Source organism: Streptomyces sp. NBC_01352 (genome assembly GCF_036237295.1).
In the GTDB taxonomy this organism is placed as follows: domain Bacteria; phylum Actinomycetota; class Actinomycetes; order Streptomycetales; family Streptomycetaceae; genus Streptomyces; species Streptomyces plumbiresistens.
On sequence record NZ_CP108354.1, the window covers coordinates 9,062,056 to 9,083,505 of the forward strand.

The 21,450-nt window shown below is 70.5% G+C and carries 19 protein-coding genes; 8 read left to right on the forward strand and 11 right to left on the reverse strand.

What is annotated here, in order from left to right; genetic code table 11:
- Positions 1 to 43 precede the first annotated feature (43 nt).
- The 4 genes from OG252_RS41570 to OG252_RS41585 all read right to left on the reverse strand — a co-directional run bounded on the left by OG252_RS41570 (position 44) and on the right by OG252_RS41585 (position 3,738).
- The gene (locus tag OG252_RS41570; protein ID WP_329342662.1) at positions 44 to 1,135 is read right to left on the reverse strand and encodes an ABC transporter ATP-binding protein; all 1,092 of its coding nucleotides are present in this window, start codon (positions 1,133 to 1,135) and stop codon (positions 44 to 46) included.
- A gap of 303 nt (positions 1,136 to 1,438) precedes the next feature.
- Positions 1,439 to 2,302, reverse strand: coding sequence for a molybdate ABC transporter permease subunit (gene modB / locus OG252_RS41575; protein ID WP_329342664.1), 864 nt, complete (start codon positions 2,300 to 2,302; stop codon positions 1,439 to 1,441).
- Positions 2,299 to 3,168: a molybdate ABC transporter substrate-binding protein gene (gene modA, locus OG252_RS41580; RefSeq protein WP_329342666.1), complete on the reverse strand. Its 870-nt coding sequence runs from the start codon at positions 3,166 to 3,168 to the stop codon at positions 2,299 to 2,301. The genes modB and modA overlap by 4 nt, the downstream gene beginning before the upstream one ends.
- Positions 3,169 to 3,342: 174 nt before the next feature.
- Positions 3,343 to 3,738 (reverse strand): TOBE domain-containing protein, encoded by a 396-nt coding sequence (locus tag OG252_RS41585; RefSeq protein ID WP_266443386.1) that lies wholly within the window; start codon positions 3,736 to 3,738, stop codon positions 3,343 to 3,345.
- 102 nt (positions 3,739 to 3,840) lie between these two features.
- Here OG252_RS41585 and OG252_RS41590 point away from each other — a divergent pair, with 102 nt between their 5' ends.
- The gene (locus OG252_RS41590; RefSeq protein ID WP_329342668.1) at positions 3,841 to 4,446 is read left to right on the forward strand and encodes a DUF1707 SHOCT-like domain-containing protein; all 606 of its coding nucleotides are present in this window, start codon (positions 3,841 to 3,843) and stop codon (positions 4,444 to 4,446) included.
- A gap of 28 nt (positions 4,447 to 4,474) precedes the next feature.
- Here the strand turns inward: OG252_RS41590 and OG252_RS41595 are convergent, their stop codons facing one another.
- Complete coding sequence (locus OG252_RS41595) at positions 4,475 to 6,427, reverse strand: amino acid transporter (protein WP_329342670.1); 1,953 nt, start codon at positions 6,425 to 6,427, stop codon at positions 4,475 to 4,477.
- Positions 6,428 to 7,076: 649 nt separating this feature from the next.
- On the opposite strand from OG252_RS41595, the gene OG252_RS41600 reads away from it, so the two are divergent.
- The 5 genes from OG252_RS41600 (at position 7,077) to OG252_RS41620 (ending at position 13,049) form a co-directional block, all read left to right on the forward strand.
- The gene (locus OG252_RS41600; RefSeq protein ID WP_329342672.1) at positions 7,077 to 8,582 is read left to right on the forward strand and encodes a glycoside hydrolase family 43 protein; all 1,506 of its coding nucleotides are present in this window, start codon (positions 7,077 to 7,079) and stop codon (positions 8,580 to 8,582) included.
- A 183-nt stretch (positions 8,583 to 8,765) separates the two neighbouring features.
- Entirely contained in the window at positions 8,766 to 10,058 is a 1,293-nt protein-coding gene (locus OG252_RS41605; protein WP_266443394.1) for an extracellular solute-binding protein, read from the forward strand.
- Positions 10,059 to 10,064: 6 nt separating this feature from the next.
- Complete coding sequence (locus OG252_RS41610; protein ID WP_329342676.1) at positions 10,065 to 11,063, forward strand: carbohydrate ABC transporter permease; 999 nt, start codon at positions 10,065 to 10,067, stop codon at positions 11,061 to 11,063.
- Positions 11,064 to 11,167: 104 nt separating this feature from the next.
- Complete coding sequence (locus tag OG252_RS41615; RefSeq protein WP_266448765.1) at positions 11,168 to 11,932, forward strand: carbohydrate ABC transporter permease; 765 nt, start codon at positions 11,168 to 11,170, stop codon at positions 11,930 to 11,932.
- Between the two features lie 55 nt (positions 11,933 to 11,987).
- Complete coding sequence (locus tag OG252_RS41620; protein ID WP_329342678.1) at positions 11,988 to 13,049, forward strand: endo-1,4-beta-xylanase; 1,062 nt, start codon at positions 11,988 to 11,990, stop codon at positions 13,047 to 13,049.
- Positions 13,050 to 13,139: 90 nt separating this feature from the next.
- Here OG252_RS41620 and OG252_RS41625 read toward each other — a convergent pair whose 3' ends face one another.
- The 4 genes from OG252_RS41625 to OG252_RS41640 form a co-directional block, all read right to left on the reverse strand.
- Positions 13,140 to 14,183, reverse strand: coding sequence for a LacI family DNA-binding transcriptional regulator (locus OG252_RS41625; RefSeq protein WP_266443402.1), 1,044 nt, complete (start codon positions 14,181 to 14,183; stop codon positions 13,140 to 13,142).
- Positions 14,184 to 14,436: 253 nt separating this feature from the next.
- A complete protein-coding gene (locus OG252_RS41630) occupies positions 14,437 to 14,643 on the reverse strand; it encodes a DUF5999 family protein (protein ID WP_307673347.1) in 207 nt (68 codons plus the stop codon).
- A gap of 456 nt (positions 14,644 to 15,099) precedes the next feature.
- Positions 15,100 to 15,684: a hypothetical protein gene (locus OG252_RS41635; RefSeq protein ID WP_266443406.1), complete on the reverse strand. Its 585-nt coding sequence runs from the start codon at positions 15,682 to 15,684 to the stop codon at positions 15,100 to 15,102.
- Positions 15,685 to 15,907: 223 nt separating this feature from the next.
- Positions 15,908 to 16,111 (reverse strand): hypothetical protein, encoded by a 204-nt coding sequence (locus tag OG252_RS41640; protein WP_329342683.1) that lies wholly within the window; start codon positions 16,109 to 16,111, stop codon positions 15,908 to 15,910.
- A 127-nt stretch (positions 16,112 to 16,238) separates the two neighbouring features.
- On the opposite strand from OG252_RS41640, the gene OG252_RS41645 reads away from it, so the two are divergent.
- On the forward strand, positions 16,239 to 17,756 hold the full coding sequence (locus tag OG252_RS41645) for a glutamate-cysteine ligase family protein (RefSeq protein ID WP_329342685.1): 1,518 nt from the start codon (positions 16,239 to 16,241) through the stop codon (positions 17,754 to 17,756).
- Between the two features lie 13 nt (positions 17,757 to 17,769).
- Here OG252_RS41645 and OG252_RS41650 read toward each other — a convergent pair whose 3' ends face one another.
- Entirely contained in the window at positions 17,770 to 19,536 is a 1,767-nt protein-coding gene (locus OG252_RS41650) for a substrate-binding and VWA domain-containing protein (protein WP_329342687.1), read from the reverse strand.
- Between the two features lie 186 nt (positions 19,537 to 19,722).
- Between OG252_RS41650 and OG252_RS41655 the strand changes: the two genes are divergently transcribed.
- A complete protein-coding gene (locus OG252_RS41655; protein WP_266443419.1) occupies positions 19,723 to 20,523 on the forward strand; it encodes a CPBP family intramembrane glutamic endopeptidase in 801 nt (266 codons plus the stop codon).
- A gap of 37 nt (positions 20,524 to 20,560) precedes the next feature.
- Here OG252_RS41655 and OG252_RS41660 read toward each other — a convergent pair whose 3' ends face one another.
- Positions 20,561 to 21,370: a PhzF family phenazine biosynthesis protein gene (locus OG252_RS41660; protein WP_329342689.1), complete on the reverse strand. Its 810-nt coding sequence runs from the start codon at positions 21,368 to 21,370 to the stop codon at positions 20,561 to 20,563.
- Positions 21,371 to 21,450 lie beyond the last annotated feature (80 nt).

Consider the following 21,450-nt stretch of genomic DNA (forward strand, 5'->3'; position numbering starts at 1 on the left):
GGCTGGGGAAGTCGGGGGTCCCCACCGTAGTCGGCTGCGGGTCTTATGCCGGGTATGCGTGCGTCTGGGTCGCCTTGACCGTTGCCCAGACCGGTGCGCCGGGGTGCAGGTCGAGTTCGGCCGCGGCGACCGTCGTGAGGTCGGCGGCCAGGGGGAGTTCGCCGGCGAGGTCGGCGCGGATCTGGTCGCCGTGGGTCTCCAGGCCGGCCACTTCGCAGCGCCAGAGGTTGCGGGCGCTGGAGCCGGTGGGGCGGTCCCGGTAGAGGGTCACGGCGCCCGGGGGGAACGCGACGAAGACCGGTCCCGTGAGGTCCTCCGTGGTGGTGATGGCGGGGCCGGCGTCGAGACGGACCGTGTGGCCCTCGGCTTGGCCCTTGTAGAGGTTCAGGCCGACCAGTTGTGCGATGTAGTCCGTACGGGGGTGGCGGGCGATGTCGGCCGGTGTGCCCTCTTGGACCACCTGGCCGTGCTCGACGACCACCAGCCGGTCGGCCAGCACCATGGCGTCCAGCGGGTCGTGCGTGACCAGGACGGCAACGGCCTCGAACTCGGCGAGGTGGCGGCGGAGTTGGGCGCGTACCTCCAGGCGGGTGCGGGCGTCCAGGGCTGCCAGGGGTTCGTCCAGGAGGAGCAGGCGGGGGCGGGTGGCCAGTGCGCGGGCCAGGGCGACGCGCTGGGCCTGGCCGCCGGAGATACGGCGGGGCTTGGCGCCGGCGTGGTCGGCGAGGCCCATGCGGTCCAGCCAGTCGGCGGCCTGCGCGCGGGCCTCGGTCTTGGTCGCGCCCTGGCAGCGCGGGCCGAAGGCCACGTTGTCGAGGGCGGACAGGTGGGGGAAGAGCAGGTAGTCCTGGAAGACGACGCCTACGGGGCGGGATTCGGGGGGAGTGCGGTCCAACTCGGTGCCGTCCAGGCGCAGGTGGCCGTCGGTGAGTGGGGTGAGGCCGGCGAGTGCGCGCAGGGCGGTGGTCTTGCCGGCGCCGTTCGGGCCGAGGAGGGCGAGGACGTCGCCGGGGGCGGCGGTGAGGGTGATGTCGAGGCGGAAGGTGTCGTGGTCGACGACGAGGTGGGCGTCGAGGCCTTCACCGCGGGTGTGTTCGGCGGTGGCGTCGGGTGTCGTGTCGTCGAGGTCGGTCATGGGGTGTGTGTCCTGTAGGGGGGTTGGCTGTGGCGGCCGGGGGGTGTTGTAGTGCGGGGCAGTGCGGGCTGCGGGGGTGGAGCGCGGGGCAGTGGGGGCCCCGTACATTCGTTGCGTGGACCGCGTTGGTGCTGGGCGGGGGCGGGTCGCGCAGCCCGGCGCTGACGGGGTGCCGCCTGCGCCCACCCGTGCCGCCCCAGCGGCACGACTGCCCGCAGCTTGACGGGGTGGGTGGGGGTGGGTGGTGGGCGTGGGACGAGTGCTCGCGGCTTGACGGGGGCGGGTGGGGCGTGTGGACGGGGGTCATGATGTTGTCATCCAGCGGTCCCGGAGGCCCGCCAGGACCGCGATCGACACTGCCAGGAGGACCAGGCTGAGGGCGATCGCGGCTGCAGGGTCGTTCTGGAGGGCCAGGTACACCGCGAGCGGCATGGTCTGGGTTCGGCCGGGGAAGTTGCCCGCGAAGGTGATCGTCGCTCCGAACTCGCCCAGGGCCCGGGCCCAGGCCAGGACCGAGCCCGCGGCGATGCCGGGCATGATCAGTGGCAGCGTGACTCGGCGGAACGCGGTGAAGCGGGAGGCGCCGAGGGTGGTGGCCGCTTCCTCGTAGCGCGGGTCGGCGGCGCGCAGGGTGCCCTCGACGCTGATGACGAGGAACGGCATCGCCACGAAGGTCTCCGCCAGGATCACGCCGGCCGTGGTGAAGGGGAGGGTGATCCCGAACCAGGAGTCCAGCCACTGCCCGACCACTCCGTTGCGGCCGAGGGCGAGCAGCAGTGCCACGCCGCCGACCACCGGGGGCAGGACGAGGGGCAGGGTCACCAGGGCGCGGACCAGGCCGCGGCCGGGGAAGTCGGCGCGGGCCAGCAGCCAGGCCAGCGGGACGCCGATGACGAGGCTCAGCGCGGTCGCCGCCGTGGCGCACACCAGGGACAGGCGGAGGGCCTCCCAGACCTGGGCGCTGGTCAGCTGCTCGGGGAGGCTGCGCCATGGAGCTCGTACGAGCAGGGCGAGCAGGGGGAGGAGCAGGAACGCCAGGCCTGCCAGGGCGGGGAGGAGGAGGGGCAGGGGCACGCCTCGGGCGGATCCTGTCCGAAGACGCCGACGCCGACGCTGCCGCCGTCCGCTTTCCAGGGTGACGGCCCCGGCCTTGTCGGGTCCGGTCATGGCTTGAGGAATCCGGCCTCGGTCAGGACCTTCTGGCCCTGCGCGGACTGCACCAGCTCGATGAAGGCCTTGGCCGCGCTCGGGTTGGGGGCGTTCTTGAGGAGGGCGATCGGGTAGTCGTTGATGGCCTTTGCCGACTCGGGGAAGTCCACGCCCTCCACCTTGTCACCCGCCGCCTTCACATCGGTCTTGTAGACGACGGCGGCGTCTGCCTCCTTCAGCTCGACCTTCGTCAGGGCGCTCTTGACGTCCTGCTCGTACGAGACGGGGGTGAGCCGGAGATTGCTGGCCTGGAGGGCCTTCTCGGCGGCCGAGCCGCACGGCACCGTCTTGTCGCACAGGACCACCTTCAGGCCGGACCTGGTGAGGTCCTTGAGGGAGGAGACCTTGTCGGGGTTGCCCGGCAGCGTGGCGATCTCCAGCTGGTTGCGGACGAAGGTGGCGGGGGTGCCGACCGCGTCCTTCTCGTCCGTCACGAGCGCCATGGTCGTGGGGCTCGCGGCGGCGAAGACGTCGGCCGGGGCGCCGCCCGTGATGCTCGCGGCGAGGCTGTCGCTGCCGGCGAAGCTGAAGGTGACCTTTGTGCCCGGGTGCTGCTTCTCGAACTCCTTGCCCAGGGTCGTGAAGCTCTCCTGGAGGGAGGCCGCGGCGAAGACCGTCACCGTGCCGGAGAGGTTCGCCGAGGAGCCGGACTTGTCGGCGTCGGAATCCGTGTCGGAGGACGAGCACCCGCTCAGCACCAGCAGCGCGGCGGCTCCCGCGCCGAGCGCCCGCAGGGGAGCCCGCAGGGACAGGAGGGTCCGTCGGGTCCGGAGGCCCCGGCCGGTCCAGCGGGTCCGTCGGATCCGGCGCACGGAACGGGTCATCTCGCGTCCACTCCCTCGGTCTGCCTGGCGAAGAGCCCGACGGACCCTTCCGGTGCGACCGATCATACTTCCGCATGTGCAAGGCATAAGTCAGCTGGTACATCGCATGAGCGGGGGTGGATCGCGTACAGGGCACGCATGTGCGTTTCTACGGAAGTCGTGACGGCGAGCGCGTCATACGCGGTCGATATGTACGTTCGTCGACTTCACGCGGGCCGTCGCCTCCATGCCGACCTCCAGGCCGAGTTCCTCGACGGCTTCGCGGGTCAGCAGGGAGACGAGCCGGTGCGGGCCGGCCTGGATCTCGACCTGGGCGGCGACATCGCCGAGCTTGATCGCGGTGACGATGCCGGGGAAGGCGTTGCGGGCCGAGGTGTACGGCGTGTCCTCGTCGGTGCTGCCGGCTTTGGCCAGCTCCACCGAGAACGCGGCCAGGTCCCGGCCGTCGACGAGCCGCCGCCCGCTGTCGTCGCGGTGGGTCGCCACCCGGCCCGCGTCCGCCCAGCGGCGCGCGGTGTCGGGGCTCACGCCGAGCAGTCTTGCTGCCTGGCCGATCGTGTAGGACTGCATGCGGGTCACGATAGGCCGCGAACAGGCAGCCGCGGATGCGGGGTTGGCCCTGGGGTGTAACGCGATATAGCTTTAGTCGTCGCCGTGGATCGGAGTGAGGGTATGTCGGATGAGCTGACGCGTACCGGTGCGCCGTCGCCCGAGCTGAGGGCCTCGCACGCGGACCGGGACCGGGTCGTGGACGTACTGCGTGTCGCCGCGGGAGACGGCCGGTTGACCGCCGAGGAGCTCGACGAGCGCCTGGAGGCGGCCCTGACGGCGCGCACGATGGGCGAGTTGGCCGTCCTGACGGTGGACCTGCCGACAACCCTGGACGGGGGCGCGGTGGGCGGGTCGGCGGTCGAGGCCAAGGAAGTCGTCCGGATCGAGCAGAAGGGCGCCTCCGCGCGGCGTGACGGGGCCTGGGCGGTGCCGCGGCGGATGGAGGTCCATTCCGAGTGGGGCGAGGTGACACTCGACTTCACCGAGGCCCTGATCACGTACGACAGCCTGCGCATCGACCTCGACATGCGGGGCGGTGCCCTGCGGATCGTGACCCGGCCGGGCGTCGTGGTGGACACCGACTCCCTGGTGACGCACTACGCCCAGGTCAAGGCACGGCGGGTGGCCGAGTCGGACACTCCGGTGGTGCTGCGCGTGGAGGTGGCCGGCGAGCTGAGCTTCGGGCAGGTCGTGGTGCGTCCGCCGCGGCGCCTGTTCGGCAGGTAGCCGCGTCCGGAAGCGGCCGCGTCGGAGCTCAGCCGGTGTGGACGCGCGGCCGGCGCGGCCGGTCCGGTTCCGCCTCGCGCAGGACCTCCCGGGTCACCGGGGCGACCTCGCCCTGGCCGAAGAGGAAGAAGCGCAGGAAGTTGGCGAAGGGGCTGCCCTCGGTCCACTCGAAGTAGATGTGCGGGGTGCAGCCGGTCGAGTCGCGGACGTGGAGGAGCAGGGCGGCCAGGGCGTTCGGGATGGAGGAGGACTCCAGGGTCAGGACGCGGTAGCGGTCGTGCAGGACCTCGCCGCGCACGGTCAGACCCGCCTCGAACTCGGAGGGGTCCAGGACCGTGACCTCGACGAAGACGAAGTCCTCCCCGGGGATGTCGTTGTCCTCCCGGATCTGCTCGATCTTCTCCCGGTACTCGGCCTTGTCCCGCTGGTCGGGCTCGTTGGCGATGAACCGGATCTTGCGGCTGGCCATGTCCCGGATGAAACGTTCCGCCATGTCGTCGAGCGTCACGCTGGTCACGCGCAGCTCGAAGGCGCGGGCCAGTCGGGAGAGCAGGGAGACCAGGATGATGCCGGCGATGAAGCAGGCGCCGATCTTCACACCGTCGGGGCGCTCGATGACGTTCAGGACGGTCGTGTAGAGGAAGACGGCCGAGATGACCGCGAAGGCGATGGTCCAGTTCCGCTGCCCGGCCTTGCGGGCGGCGATCGTCACCGCGATGGCCGCCGAGGAGATGAGGACCAGGACGCCGGTGGCGTAGGCGCCGCCCTGCGCGTCGACGTCGGCGTCGAAGATCCAGGTGACCAGGAAGCCGATCAGGGTGAAGACGATGACCATCGGGCGTACCGCGCGGGCCCAGTGCGGGGCCATGCCGTAGCGGGGCAGGTAGCGGGGCATCAGGTTCAGCAGGCCGGCCATCGCGGAGGCTCCGGCGAACCAGAGGATGGCGATGGTCGAGACGTCGTAGACCGTGCCGAAGGTGCTGCCCAGATAGTCGTGTGCGAGGTACGCCAGTGCGCGTCCGTTGGCCTGGCCGCCCGACTCGAACTCCTTCTCCGGGATCAGCAGCGTGGTGATGAAGCTCGTGGCGATCAGGAAGACGCTCATGATCAGGGCGGCGGTGGTGAGCAGCTTCTTCGTGTCGCGGATCCGGCCGGTCGGCTGCTCGTCCGTGTCGCCCGGGTCGCCCTGGACGTGCGGCATGACCGCGACGCCGGTCTCGAAGCCGGAGAGACCGAGGGCGAGCTTGGGGAAGACCAGCAGGGCCACACCGACCATGGCGAAGACGTTGCCGTGTTCGGCGGTGAGGGCGCTGGACCAGTCGGTGATCACGTGGCCGGCCGTGATGACGTGCCACAGGCCGACGACCACGACGACGAGGTTCAGGGTGAGGTAGACGCCGACCAGGACGACCGCGATGCCGATCGCCTCCAGGAAGCCCTTGAGGAACACCGCGCCGAGCAGCGCCACGAGGATCAGAGTGACGATCAGCTGCTTGTCGTGCAGGACGCCGGTGAGGTGCGGGTTCTCGATCAGGTGAGTTGAGGCGTCCGCCGCCGACAGGGTGATGGTGATCAGGAAGTCGGTCGCGGCGAAGCCGAGCAGTGTCAGGACGAACAGCTTGCCCTTCCAGAAGGACAGCAGCCGTTCCAGCATCGCGATCGAGCCCTCGCCCCGGGGGCTCTCCTCGGCCACGCGCCGGTACACGGGCAGGGCGCCGGCGAGGGTGACGATCACGAGCACGATGGTTGCCACGGGGGAGAGCAGGCCGGCCGCGAGGGCCGCGATGCCCGGCTGGTAGCCGAGGGTCGAGAAGTAGTCGACGCCGGTCAGACACATGACCCGCCACCAGCGTTGCCCCTTGTGCGCGGGTTCCGGTGTGGCGTGCGGGCCTTGAGGGCCGCCGCCCTTGCCCATGTCGGACAGGCCTTCCAGCATCCAGGAGCGCACGCGGCTGGGCGGGGGGTGTTCGGTGGTGGCCATCGGGCGTGCTCCTGAGGTACGGCTCAGCGTGTGGATCCGGCCATCACGCGTACGGCGCGATCAGCGTAAGCGGAGAGTGATGCCGGGGCCCACGGATGCGGGGGCTGAGCGCGTCAAGCTTCCGTTAAGACTGGCCATGGGCAGGTCAGTGACGCATCAGGGAGGAGCCGGGGAAGCCTTTCGGGGCGGTTAGGGCCGTATGGGGAGGGGATGGCCCTTCGGCCACGGCGGACACTCAGTGTCATTGCGACGCGGTGAGCTGCCGCCTGCCGTTCCGGCCTTACGGCAGCTGCCGCAAGGGACCCCGGCGGCCGAATCCTGTCGCCGGGGCTGTCTCCTCCAGCGGGATCCAGGGCGTCATGCGGGGTGTCGTACGCAGGCGGGCGGCAAGCTCGTCGCGATGGCCCGCCGACCATCCGTCAGAAATCCCTCACCGGACGGCGTGAGCCCCGGTGCGCCTCCCCGCGTCCGGGGCCGCCGCACGTATCGGGCACTCGCGGGAGGTGTTCCGCGGCCGCTGCTCGGCACCGGTCGGCGTGCTCGCCGTCTTGCCCGTCTCTCGGAGTCCACTTACAGTGCAGCTCCGTAACGTTCGCCAGATCATCCGAAAGTTTCGCCCCCACCGCGACGCTCGAAGGGACTGACGCGCATGCGGACGTACGACAATCCAGTGATCGGTGGCTTTCATCCCGATCCCAGTGTGTGCCGTGTCGGCGAGGACTACTACCTCGTGTGCTCGAGCTTCGAGTACTTCCCCGGTGTCCCGCTCTTCCACAGCCGTGACCTCGTGCACTGGCGCCAGATCGGCAACGTCCTCGACCGGCCCGGGCAGTTGGAGCTGCCCGACGACACGGTGGCCTCCGGCGGGATCTACGCCCCGACGCTCCGCCACCACGACGGCCGCTTCTACATGATCACCACGAACGTCTCCGGCGACGGCACCCTCCTTGTCACCGCCGACCGTGCCGAAGGGCCGTGGTCCGACCCTGTGTGGATCGACCTGCCGGGGATCGACCCCGACCTGGCCTGGGACGACGACGGAAACTGCTGGTGCGCGGTCTCCGGTGTCCGGGTCGCGCGCATCGACCCGGTGACGGGCAAGGTGCTGGAGGGGCCGGTGCCGGTCTGGTCCGGGACGGGACTGCAGCATCCCGAGGCGCCGCACCTCTACCGGATCGGCGACTGGTGGTACCTCATGCTGGCCGAGGGTGGCACCGCGCACGGCCACAGTGTCTCGATCGCCCGCGCCCGCGACCCGCGCGGCCCCTACGAGCCGGCGCCGGCCAACCCGGTGCTCTCCCACAGCGGCACCGACCTGCCCGTCCAGTCCACCGGCCACGCCGACCTGGTCCAAGCGCCCGACGGCAGCTGGTGGATGATGCTGCTGGCCACCCGCCCCCGCGGCTTCTTCCCGGCCTTCCACGTGCTGGGCCGGGAGACGTTCCTGACCCCGGTGGAGTGGGTGGACGGCTGGCCCCGCGTCGGCCCGGTGCGCGAACGCCATCCGGCGCCGGCCGCCTGGCACCCCCTCGAACTCGCCCCGGAGCGGGACGACTTCGACGCCGGACACCTGGCGCCGTACTGGATCTCCCCGCGCCGCAGGCCCGAGGGGACCTGGTCGCTGAGCGAGCGGCCGGGGTGGCTGACCCTGCACGCGACGGGGGACAGCCTCGACCGGCCGGGCCACACCTTCGTCGGACGCCGCCAGCAGCACCCTCAGTGCCGGGTGACGGCCCGTCTGGACCCGGGAAACGCCCGCGCGGGCCTGTCCGTTCGCCTGGACGAGGCCCACCACTACGACGTCGAGGTCGCCGGGGGAGAGGTGAGTGTCGTCGCCCGGATCGGTCCGGTACGGCAGTGTCTCGCCCGCCGGGCCGTGCCGTCGGGGCCGGTCACACTGGTCGTCGAGGTGCGTACGACCTCCCCCGTGCCGCCGACCGTCACGAGCTCCCGGGAACAGGCCCCGGGAGTCAGGCCCGGCGGTCCCGACACGGTCGTCCTCTCGGTCGAAGGCGGTGAACCGCTGGCCGAACTCGACGGCCGCTACCTGTCCACAGAGGTCGCCGGCGGCTTCACCGGCCGGGTGATCGGCATGTACGTCACCGAGGGCAGCGCGTCCTTCGACTGGTTCGCCTACACGCCGTCGGGCTCCTGAAGCAGCGGCTTTCCGGAACAAGTCGAGGGCGACTTCCTTCAACATTCCCCGCGTACAAGGGGTTGCCACCGTTTGGGAGCTGTCTCTAGGGTGCGGCAACAACGAACCTTTCTGGATCAACTCCGAAACTTTCGGTCCAGCGGACAGGCGTGGACGCGCCGTCCCGTACCCAAGGAGCGCAACATGGGTGACCCGGCACTGTCCCGACGCGGCTTCCTGGCGGCGTCCGCCGCGGCCGGGCTGAGCATGACGGCACTGAGCGGCTGCGGCGGCGACTCGGACGGAGGCTCGTCCGGAACGACCACGATCGAGTGGTGGAACATCTCCACCACCGAGCCCACGAAGAGTGTCTGGGCCGCACTGGCCAAGAAGTTCGAGGCCCAGAACCCCAAGGTCAAGGTAAAGATCGTCCAGCTGGAGAACGACGCCTACAAGTCGAAGATGACGGCGCTGACCGCCTCCGGGAAGCTCCCGGACATCTTCCACACCTGGGGCGGCGGCGTCCTGAAGCAGCAGGTCGACGCGGGGCTGGTCGAGGACCTCACGGACCGCACCAAGCCGTGGGCCGACGGGCTGCTGTCGGTCGCGAAGGAGCCGTACCTGCTCGACGAGAAGGCCTACGGCATCCCGTTCGACATCGGCATGATCGGCTTCTGGTACAACAAGGCGCTGTTCAAGCAGGCCGGCATCAGCACGCCCCCCACCACCTGGAGCGGCTTCCTCGACGCCGTGGGCAAGTTGAAGGCCAAGGGCATCACCCCCCTCGCCCTCGCGGGCAAGGAGAAGTGGCCCGGCATGTACTACTGGGCCTACCTCGCGATGCGCACCGCGGGCGCCGACGCCCTGCAGAAGGCCAACGACGACAAGGACTTCAGCAGCGCCGAGTTCGTCCAGGCCGGGCAGCACCTGAAGGACCTGGTCGACCTCCAGCCGTTCCAGAAGGGCTTCCTCGGCGCCGCCTACTCCACCCCCACCGGACAGGCCGCCGCGGTCGGCAACGGCAAGGCCGCGATGGAACTCATGGGCCAGTGGGCGCCGGTCGTCCAGGCGGACGCCGGCAAGGGACTCGAGGACGACCTCGGCTTCTTCCCGTTCCCCGCGGTCGAGGGCGGCAAGGGCGCCATCACCGAGGTGTTCGGCGGGGGCGGCGGACACGCGCTGCGCCAGGGTGCGCCGCAGGCCGCCGTCGACTTCCTGAAGTTCTTCGCCTCCGAGGCCACCGACCTGGAACTCGTCAAGAAGACCGGCGTCCTCCCGGTGGTCCCGAGCGCCGAGAGCGCCATCGCCGACCCCAACATCAAGGCCGTACAGGCGCAGCTGAAGGGCGCCACCGGCTTCCAGCTCTACCTCGACCAGGCGTACGCACCCGCTCTCGGCCAGGAGGTCAACGACAGCGTCGCGGCGCTCATCGCCGGCTCCAAGTCCCCCGAGCAGGTCAGCGAGTCGATCACCAAGGTCGCGAAGGAAGAGCAGTAGCCGGCGATGACCTCCACGTTCCTTCCGGACAAGCGAACCGGCCCCGACACCGACGTCCCGCCCCCGGCCACAGGCAAGGCCCGGGGGCGGGCCCGGCGCCGCACGCTCAACTGGTTCACCGCGGTCGGCTTCCAGCTGCCGGCCCTGGTGCTGTTCGGCGTCCTGGTGCTGCTGCCGATCCTGTTCGCCCTGTACGCCGCGTTCTTCCGCTGGGGCGGCTTCGGCATGCCCTCCGACTACATCGGCGTCGACAACTTCACCAGGCTCTTCGACGACCCGGTCTTCCTCGGTGACCTGTGGCGCTGCCTCGTCCTGGTCCTGCTGTCGCTCGCCCTCCAACTGCCGTTCGCGCTCGCGATGGCCGTCCTGCTCAACCAGAAGGTGCGCGGCCGGGCGGTGTACCGGATGCTGTTCTTCGCGCCGTACGTGCTGTCCGAGGCCATCACCGGTGTGCTGTTCAGCATGATCTTCGCGCCGGACGACGGACTCGCCGACCGGCTGCTGGGCGGGATCGGCCTGGACGGGCTGGGCGGGGAGTGGTTCGCCGATCCCTCCACCGTCATGGCGACCCTCTTCCTCGTCATGACCTGGAAGTACTTCGGCTTCCACATGATGCTCTACCTGGCCGGACTCCAGTCCATCCCCCGTGAGTTGACCGAGGCGGCGCTCATCGACGGCGCCAACGCCTGGCAGCGGTTCCGCAACGTCACCCTGCCGCTGCTCGCGCCGACGTTGCGGATCAGCGTCTTCCTGTCCGTCATCGGCTCCATCCAGCTCTTCGACCTGGTGTGGGTGACCACCGCGGGCGGTCCCGACCACCACTCCGAGACCATGGCCGTGACCATGTTCCAGTACGGCTTCAAGCGCTACCAGGTCGGCTACGCCAGCGCGATCAGCGTGGTCATGTTCGGCATCAGCCTCGTCTTCGCCCTCGCCTACCAGCGGTTCGTGCTCCGCCGCGACCTCGAAGGAGCGACCACGACGATGAGAGGAGGCGGGAAGTGACGATCACGGAGAAAGCAACGGCTGCTCAGACAGCGAGGGCCGCTCAGAAATCCCGTAGCAGGTCACTGCCGGTGCACGTCGTTCTCGTCGTCGTCGGCGCGGTGATGGTCGTGCCGCTGATCTACGCGATGGTCTCCGGCTTCAAGACCACCGACGAGCTCTCCCGCAACCCCATCGGGCTGCCCGACTCGTGGGTGATCTCCAACTACACCGACATCCTCGGCTCGGGCGCCTTCTGGCAGTTGCTCGGCAGCAGCACGCTGATCGCGGTGGGGACGACCGTCATCGTCGTCGCGGCCTCGGCGCTCGCCGCGTTCTCCTTCGCCCGGTTCGCCTTCCGCGGGCGGGAAGTGCTGTTCACCCTGTTCACGATGGGGCTGATGTTCCCCTTCGCGGTGGCGGCCTTGCCGCTGTTCCTGCTGCTGCGCTCCATGGGCCTGCTGGACAACCCGCTCGGTGTGATCCTCCCGCAGGCCGCGTTCGGACTGCCGATGACGATCATCATCCTGCGCGGCTTCTTCCGGCAGATCCCGGGGGAGTTGGAGGAGGCGGCCACACTCGACGGGTGCACCCCCTTCGGGTTCTTCTGGCGGGTGCTGCTGCCCATGGCGCGGCCGGCGCTCGGCACGGTGTCCGTCCTCGCCGTCGTCACCAGCTGGAACAACTTCTTCCTGCCGCTGCTGGTGTTCACCGAGTCCACCTGGTGGACCATCCCGATCGGCGTCCAGCAGTTCCAGGGCCAGTACTCCGCGGACACCGCCAAGGTCTTCGCCTACCTGGTGCTCGCCATGGTCCCCGCCCTCGCCTTCTACTCGGTCGCCGAACGCCAGCTCGTCGGCGGCCTCACCGCCGGCGCGACGAAGGGATGACCCGCGCCGGCGAACGTACGGCTCACCCACTCAACTGCACGTGAGGAGTCGCACCATGCGTATTACGACCACCCGCTCCCGTACTCGGCTCAGACTCGCCGGCGCGCTCGCCGCCGTCCTGGTCGGCGCGGGGATCGCCACCGGCCCGACCGCCCAGGCGGAAGGAAAGCCTCAGACCCTGGCCGACCTGGCCCAGAAGCACGGCCGGTACTACGGGAGCGCCACCGACAATCCCGAGCTCGTCGACGAACCGTACAAGGCGATCCTCGGCAGCGAGTTCGACCAGATCACGCCCGGCAACGGCATGAAGTGGTACGCCACCGAGCCCCAGCAGGGGGTCTTCGACTGGTCCAAGGGCGACGAGATCGTGAACCTCGCCCGTGCCAACCACCAGAAGGTGCGCGGCCACACGCTGGTCTGGCACAGCCAGCTGCCCGACTGGCTCACCGGCCGCGACTGGACGGCCACCGAGCTGAGGGCCGTACTGAAGAAGCACATCCAGGCGGAGGTCCGGCACTACAAGGGGAAGATCTACGCCTGGGACGTCGTCAACGAGGCGTTCAACGAGGACGGCACCTACCGCGAGACGATCTTCTACAAGACGCTCGGCCCCGGCTACATCGCCGACGCGCTGCGCTGGGCCCACCAGGCCGACCCGAAGGCCAAGCTCTACCTCAACGACTACAACGTCGAGACCATCGGCCCGAAGAGCGACGCCTACTACAAGCTGGCCAAGGAGCTCAAGGCCCAGGGCGTGCCGCTCCACGGCTTCGGCCTCCAGGCCCACCTGGCACTCCAGTACGGCTATCCGACCACGCTGGAGGACAACCTCCGCCGCTTCTCCCGGCTCGGCCTGGACACCGCCCTCACCGAGGTCGACGTCCGCATGTACCTGCCCGCGGACGAGACGAAGCTGGCCACGCAGGCCGAGTGGTACCGGGACCTGACCGATGCCTGCCTCGCGGTGCGCCGCTGTGTCGGAATCACTCTCTGGGACTACACGGACAAGTACTCCTGGATCCCCGCCTTCTTCGAGGGCGAGGGCGCGGCGCTGCCGTGGGACGAGCAACTGGCCCCGAAGCCCGCCTACTTCGCGATCCGGGAGGCGTTGAAGTAGGCCCCCGTCGCTCCGGCGTCCGCGAGGGGGCGCCGGAGCGACACCCCGTTCCCGGGCACCCGCGAGGGGGGTGCCCGGGAACGCCCGTGCCTAGGCCGGCGGTGCCGTGCTCGCCCTCACCACCAGGTCCGTGCCCAGTTCGACCCGCGGGGAGTCCGGCTGTTCGTCGCGGGCCAGGCGCAGGACCGTGCGGACGGCCAGCTTGCCCATCTCGGCGAGGGGCTGGCGGATCGTGGTGAGGGGCGGGGCCGACCAGCGGACTTCCGGAAGGTCGTCGAAACCGACCACGCTCATGTCCTCCGGGACGCGCAGACCGCGCCGGCGCAGTGCCTCGATCGCGCCGAGTGCCATCTGGTCGCTGGCCGCGAACACGGCGGTCGGCGGTTCGGGGAGGTCGAGGAGGGTGTTGCAGCCGGCGAAGCCGGATTCCGGGTGGAAGTCGCCGGGCGCGACAAGGGAGTCGTCCAGCGCGAGGCCGGCGCCCTCCAGGGCCGCGCGGTAGCCGTCGAAGCGGGCCCGGGAGCACAGCAGTCGGGGCGGGCCCGCGATCAGGCCGATTCTGCGGTGGCCCAGCGACAGCAGGTGCTCGGTGGCCGCCATGCCGCCCGCCCAGTTGGCGGCGCCGATCGTGGGGACGTCGAGGGCGGGCGAGCCCGCCGGGTCGACGACCACCAGCGGGACGCCGAGGATGCGCAGTTCGTCGTGCAGCACCGGCTCCAGCAGCGAGGTGACCAGGATGACGCCGTCGGAGGCGCGCGCCCGCAGGTTGCGCATCCATTCGCGGGCGTCGCCCGTGCGTCCGTGGATCGCCGACACGACCGTGCCCACGCCGGCCGCGTGGGCGACCTCCTCCACGCCCCGGATGATCTCCACCGCCCAGGGGCTGTCGAGGTCGTTGAAGACGAGGTCGAGCAGGGCGGCGCGGGTGCCGGGGGCCGCGGGCCGCTTGCGGTAGCCGTGCCGTTGCAGCAGGTCCTCGACCCGGGCCCGGGTCTTCGGCGAGACGTCGGACCGGCCGTTGACGACCCGGGACACGGTCGGCACCGAGACCCCGGCCCGCCGGGCGATCTCCGTGATCGTGACCTTGCCCCCGGGCTCGGGCGCCGTCTCGGCGTCGGCCTCGCGTGCTGCCAATTCCCCACCTCCGTACCCGACTGACCTTCTGACCTTCGAAACTTCCAGGAGTCTTCCGGAAAGCGGGTCGTCGTGGGAAGAGGCCACGCCCGGAAGGTCCGAGGGACCGCATGACATACGAGGGGTCGCATCCGACACGGGGGGCTACAGGGAGTGACCGCCCTCGGACATGCGTCGGGGCCGGTGCGCAGTCGGCGCTGCGAGCCGGCCCCTCAGATACTCCGGGCGGTGTGGTGGGCCGCCCGGTGGCGCCTCAGGCGGCGGTCATCACCTGGGCGGTGGCCAGCGGGCGGTGCGGGGCGATGACCCGTCCGTCCGGCAGGAGCTCACCGGTGTCCTCGAAGAGCAGAACGCCGTTGCACAGCAGGCTCCATCCCTGTTCCGGGTGGTGCGCCACGAGGCGCGCGGATTCCCGGTCGGGGGAGTCGGCTGTCGGACACGGTGTCTGGTGCTGGCACATGGGTGGGATCTTTCGCTCTGTCGTGCTGGGTGGGATGGATGTCGTGTCTGTCCCGCGGCTTGAAGCGTCGTTCATGGCCGGCCCCCGTTGTGATAAGTCGGACGGAACCCAGTGTTGCCCCACGGACGTCAATCCGCAGGTATTTCGCAGCACCGCTTCTCACAGGTTCATGACGCATCACCCGCGCGGACGGTTCATTCCAACTGCACTGTCACTTCGGATGGTTCGCGGTGGTCGGATGGGGCTAGTCCGGACGGGTAGGAGGCCATGTCCGGCTCGTACGAGCCATAAAGTGCTCGTACGAGCGAAACGGCCGGCGGGAATCCGCGCGCGGCGGCGGGAATCTCCGTACGAGCGTAAGGGCGCCGAATACAGCGTCGTACCCCGCCACCCGGAATTCGGGAACGGGGTACGAGGATCGCGCTGCTGAGCGCTGTCGGAGCGCTGCTGAGAACGTCAGGCCGGTGAGCTCAACAGCGGTGCCGGAGTCGCCCGATGGGTGAGCACGGGCAGCAGGTCGGCCACCCGGTGCGGACGGTGCGCGGCGATACCGGGCGGTGCCGGCGCCAGCGGGACGAGCAGGTCGGTGCCGGCGGGCCGGCCGGCGGCACCGTCCGCGGCGCAGTCGCCGTGCAGCCAGAGGGTGAGCATGTAGAGACGGGGGATCGACAGCAGGCGCGGCTGGCAGGGCTGCGTCATGGTCTCCGCCTGGCGCAGCGCGAGTTCGGTGGAGGCGATGTAGGGACCCTCGAAGAAGTGGGAGAACGCCCAGCCGTCGGGGGTCAGCATGGTCTCCGCCGCGGCCACCGCACGGTCGCCGCAGCGGATCAGGAAGCGCCAGCCGGACAGTCGGGTGACGGGGACGCCCGAGGCGTCGACGCCGTCCAGGACGTGTACCGGCAGGGGGAGTTCCGGCGTGACGGGGCCCTGGGCGCGCAGCAAGGAGGGAGTTCGGGCCTCGCGGACCGCGGTGGGAGAACCGAGCGCGGTGAGGACGGAGCGAAGTGCGGGCGCGGGAGCCGGTGGGACATGCAGCGGCATGGTGGGTCGCCTCTCGTTCGACAGGCACAGTGGCGCGAGGGAGGGCTGGGCGGACGGCGCTGTCAGCTCACGTGGTCAGAGAGGCGGGGGCCGTGGTCCGCGTGACCAGGGATGTACGCGAGGCCTGCCGTACGTCACCTGGCGGCTGGATCGAGGGCCGCGGGCGCCAGCCTTCTGCCTTGTTCGCGGAGTTTATACGACTCATGTTCAGACGGTGTTTCGTCTAGCCGTTTCCGGTGAGGAGAACAAGAGTCCATTCGGTCGGCGATTCGCGGGAATCATCCCGATTCCGGGCGGGCCGCGCGGCGATGACCTCGGAAAACAGCCGAAGGGCGGACGGCCCATTCTTGTCGGCGTTTTTCACGAGTTCCTTGGGGCACTCGAATCTGCACAGTGCACCATGCCCGGCGAATGTGCCGCCGGTCATGTCCGACAGCGTAGCGGCTGCAGGGTCCGGCCGGGACGTTATCGATCGTCTCGGCTGGGCATCATCCCACGTGACCCGGACACCGGCGGCCGGTCCCCGGCCCGCCCACGCGAGGAGGGACGCTTCGATGGGGGAGAAGGTCGCGGCAGGTCAGTTCGACCTCTCCGATCGCCAGCGCTATCGCGACAAGCTCCGGCGGAACCTGACGGGGCTGGAGCGACTCCTGGCCGAGAAGCGGTTCGACCGTCCGAAGAATCTCATGGGGCTGGAGATCGAACTGAATCTCACCGGCGCCGACGGTATGCCGAGAATGCTCAATGCGCAGGTCCTCGAGCGCATCGCAAGTCGAGATTTCCAAACAGAACTCGCCATGTTCAATCTGGAAGTCAACATTGCCCCACATCGGCTGGGTGGGCGGGTATTCGATCGCCTCGCGGAGGAACTCCGCACCTCGCTGGCATATGCCGACCGGAAAGCGGGCGAGCTCGACGCGGGAATCGTGATGATCGGCATTCTGCCGACCCTCGACCGGGACGACCTGGTCTCCTCCAACCTCTCCGACGTCGACCGCTACGCCCTGCTCAACGAGCAGATCGTCGCCGCCCGCGGCGAGGACTTCGCGCTCGACATCGACGGTGTGGAGCGTCTGCGCTGCACCTCGAAGTCGATCGCGCCCGAAGCGGCCTGCACCTCGGTGCAGCTCCACCTCCAGGTCACCCCGGGCCGCTTCGCCGACGTGTGGAACGCCGCCCAGGCCGTCGCCGCCGCCCAGATAGCCGTCGGGGCCAACTCGCCGTTCCTGTTCGGCCGCGAGCTGTGGCGCGAGTCCCGGCCGCCGCTGTTCCAGCAGTCCACCGACACCCGCCCGCCCGAACTCCAGGCCCAGGGAGTGCGCCCACGCACCTGGTTCGGCGAGCGGTGGATCTCCTCCGCCTACGACCTCTTCGAGGAGAACCTGCGCTACTACCCGGCCCTGCTGCCCATCTGCGACGAGGAGGACCCCCTGGAGGTCCTCGACGCGGGCGGCATCCCGAAGCTCGCCGAGCTCGTCCTGCACAACGGCACCGTCTACCGCTGGAACCGCCCGGTCTACGGCATCGCCGACGGCGTCCCGCACCTGCGCGTCGAGAACCGCGTGCTGCCCGCCGGCCCCACCATCACCGACGTCATCGCCAACGCGGCCTTCTACTACGGCGTCGTCCGCGCCCTCGCCGAGGAGTCGCGGCCGGTGTGGAGCCGGCTGCCGTTCGAGGCGGCCGCCGCCAACTTCGACGCCGCGTGCCGGTACGGCATCGACGCCCGCCTCGTCTGGCCCCGGCGCGGCCGGTACGGCGGCACCACCGAGGTCGACGCCGTCAGCCTCGTACGCGACGAACTGCTGCCGCTGGCCGAGGCCGGCCTGGACGCGTGGGGTGTCGAACCCGCCGACCGGGACTTCTACCTCGGCGTCATCGAGGAGCGGTGCCGGCGCCGGGTCAACGGCGCGTCCTGGCAGTCCGCGACCTTCCACCGGGCCCTGGAGACCGGCCTGTCCCGGGAGGCCGCGCTGGCCGCGACGACCCGGCGGTACCGCGAACTGATGCACAAGGGCGAGCCGGTGCACACCTGGCCGGTGGGATTGCCGGAGCCGGTGCTGCTGGGCTGAGCGAGCGGGGCCCTCAGCCGGCGCCCTGCGCCCCCGCCGCCACGATCGCCTTCAGGATCACCGAGTGGATCTGGGACGGGTCGCTGACCTCGTGCCCTGAGCCGCCGGTCACCGCGGCGATCTGCCGGGCCTCCGCGCGGTCGGCGTCGGGCCCGACGGCGATCATGATGAGGGGGGCCGGTCGCTCGGGGTTGGTGAGCCTCTCCAGCTGGGTGATGAGCTCGGCGCGCGAGATGCTGCCGGGGTCCTGGTTCACCCCGTCGGTGAGCACGACCAGCGCGTTGAACTTCCCCTTGACGTAGGAGGACGTCGCCGCCTTGTACGCGGCGAGCGTGGTGTCGTACAGGCCGGTGGCGCCGTCCGGCACCGGCGTCAGGCCGCTGAACGCCGCCGAGAGCCGCTCCCGCTGGGTGCCGGTGCCCGCCCGGTCGCCGAGGCGCTCGGTCGGTACGAGGACGCGGTAGTCCCTGTCGCCGTCCAGCTTCGTGGAGAAGTCCCACAGCCCGATCTCGTCCTCGGGCGTGAACGTGGCGAGGGCCTGCAGCAGGGATGCCTTCGTGACGTCCATCCGCGACCGGTCCGTGCCCGGCACGGTGTCCGACATGGAGGCGGAGGCGTCCACGACCGTGGTGAGCCGGGCGCTCTGCACCGTGATCGTCCACGTGCCGAGCGCCTCCTGGAGCGCGACCTGGGAGGCCGGCTCGGCGGCGGGCTCCTCGTACGGCTGCGCGGTGCTGCCGCCTGCTCCCTCGACCAGCTTCTTCGACACCGCTTCGTCCGAGGTCCTAAAGCCGTGCCGCTCCAGCAGCCGCAGCTGCTCCGGCTGCCGCAGGTAGGTCATGAACCGGATCGCGGCCCGGCTCTGGTCGGTCGTCAACCCTTCGTCGACCAGCGTGTACGGGTAGTCGAGCCGGGGTGAACCGTCCTCGGGGTGGAAGAAGTCCAGGCCGCCGCCGCTGTCGGCCGACGCGTTGTGGGCGAACGCGGCCTGCTCGGACACGATCAGCGCCTGGTTGCGCTTCGGGTTGCCCTGCTCGGCCCCGGAGGAGTCGCGCGGCAGCGTGTCCAGGACCTGCCCGTCGCTGTCGGAGGTGCGCTGCGAGAGCGCCTTCATCATGGCCGCGGCCTGTGTCTGACCGCCCTCGGCCGCGGAGGCCGCGGTGCTCAGCCGGGTGAGCGCGAGCAGGCCGGTCGCACTGCGCGCGGGGTCGGCCGCCCCCAGCCTGGGCGAGTCGTCCTGAAGGGTCGCGCCGGCCAGCTCGATCCAGTCGTACGTCTTCTTCGGCCATCCCAGCGACTTCGCCGCCGCCGGCACCATCGCCACCCCCACCGGCGTGGAGGCGACCTTGCCCACGGGGGACACCTTGGGCGCCCCGCCGTCCGCCTTGAGCCGCTGGACCCACAGGTCCGAGTCCGGCACCCACACCTGTACGTCGGTCCGGTCGCCGGCCCGCAGAGCGTCCGTGACCTTGTACGCGTCGCGCGCGGTCACCGCGACGGCGACGCAGCGTCCGTCGGAGGTCAGGTCGTCGTCCCGGGCCCGCTCCGCCGCGGCCGTGAGGGCGGGCGCCAGGTCCGGGGAGGCGGCGAGCTTCAGCCGTACCGGGTTCTCCTGGCAGGAGTCGCCGAAGGAGAGCAAGCCGCTCTGGACGGCGGCCGCCGTGCCGCCGGCGACGGTCAGGACGAGGCCCGTGGCCAGGGCGACCGTACGGCGGCGCGCGCGTGGACGGGGGTCGCTGCCGCCCGCCCCATACTGATCGGGCAAGCTGTGACGTCCCATGACGGTGGTGCCCCTCCCTGTTGAGTCCCGTGCCGGAATTCGGCCGTATGGCATGCAAAAGGGGAGGTACGCCCCGTACGGTGTCCGCCCCCCGACGGCCTGTCGCGCACGATCTTCGTAACTTCTTTCGAGACCCTAGCGGCGCGGCTGTGGGGATGCGGCGCGATTACTCAACTGGAGGCGGGTGTGCAGTCGGAGGCGGGCTCGGTGGCCGATTCTTTTCCTGGGGAGCGGCCGTCGCGACGGATCCTCCGGGACGAGACCCTGCTCGTTCTGGGGCTTTCGCTCGGTGCGAGTGGTGTGTCCGCCCTGATCAGCTTTGTCGGATCGGTCACCAAACCGGGGGGTCTCAAGGATCAGGCGGCCACCCTCAACGCGTCGGCCGCGCCCGGCCGTCCCTGGCTGGATCTGGCCTGGCAGCTGTTCGGGATCACCTCGGCACTCGTGCCCGTCCTGCTCGTCGCGCACTTCCTGCTGCGTGAGGGCCAGGGTCTGCGCACCCTCGGCTTCGACCGCACCCGACCCTGGCCGGACCTCGGTCGCGGGGCCGCGGTCGCGGCGGTGATCGGCAGCACCGGGATCGCCTTCTACCTGGCCGCGCGTGGCCTCGGCTTCAACCTCACCGTGGTGCCCGAGGCGCTGCCCGAGGTGTGGTGGAAGTACCCGGTGCTGATCATGTCCGCGATGCAGAACGCGATCCTCGAAGAGGTCATCGTCGTGGGGTATCTGCTGCGCCGCCTCGGCCAGTTGGGCTGGACGCCCGGCACCGCGCTGGTGGCCAGTTCCGTACTGCGCGGCTCGTACCACCTCTACCAGGGCATCGGCGGCTTCATCGGCAACATGGTGATGGGCGTGGTGTTCGTGTACCTGTACCGCCGTTGGGGCCGCGTGGGACCCCTGGTGGTGGCGCATTCCCTGCTCGACATCGGGGCGTTCGTGGGCTACGCGCTGCTGGCCGGCAAGGTGGGCTGGCTGCCGACGGCGTGAGCCACCGGCAGCATGCCGTACGCCGCACTGGACCCGCCTAGGCCAGGAGCTCGCCCTCGATCACCGTCACCGCGCGGCCGGTCAGCAGGGTGCGGTCGCCGCGCAGTTCCGTACGGACGCGGCCGGAGCGCGGGGAGGCCTGCAGGCCGGTGAGGTCGGGGCGGCCGAGGCGCTCGGACCAGTAGGGGGCCAGGGCCGTGTGGGCGCTGCCGGTGACCGGGTCCTCGTCGATGCCGATGCGCGGGAAGAAGCAACGGGAGACGAAGTCGTAGCCGCGGGTGGGGTCCTCGGCGCGGGCGGTGGCGATGATGCCGCGCTCCGAGTGGGCGACGAGGGCCTTGTGGTCGGGCGTGAGGGCGTGCACCGTCTTCTCGTCCGGGAGCTCGACGAGCAGGTCGCCTATGTTCGGGCCGGTGTCGAAGGCGGTGAGCGGCTCGGCGCCGAGCGCCTCGGCCACCCCGTCCGGGAGCTCGACCGCGGTGAGCGGCGCCGTCGGGAAGTCCAGGGTGATCGAGCCGTCCTCGCGGGGCGTCGCGATGAGCACGCCGCTGCGGGTGGCGAAGCGCATCGGGCCCTCGTGGGCGCCGCTGCGGTGCAGGACGTGCGCCGTGGCGAGCGTGGCGTGGCCGCACATGTCGACCTCGGCGGCGGGCGTGAACCAGCGCAGCGCCCAGTCGGCCTCGCCGCCCTCGGGCAGCCGGTGGGCGAACGCCGTCTCGGCGTGGTTGACCTCCAGGGCGATGTCCTGGAGCCGGTGGTCTCCCGGGAAGGCGTCGAGGAGCAGGACTCCGGCCGGGTTGCCGGCGAAGGGCCGGTCGGTGAAGGCGTCGACGATTCGTATCCGCATGCCCCGACGCTAGGGGGTGCCCAGAGGCGCGGGCCAAGGCCAATTCCGGAGTGTTGGCCCCAGTTGAGGGGCCCGCGGCG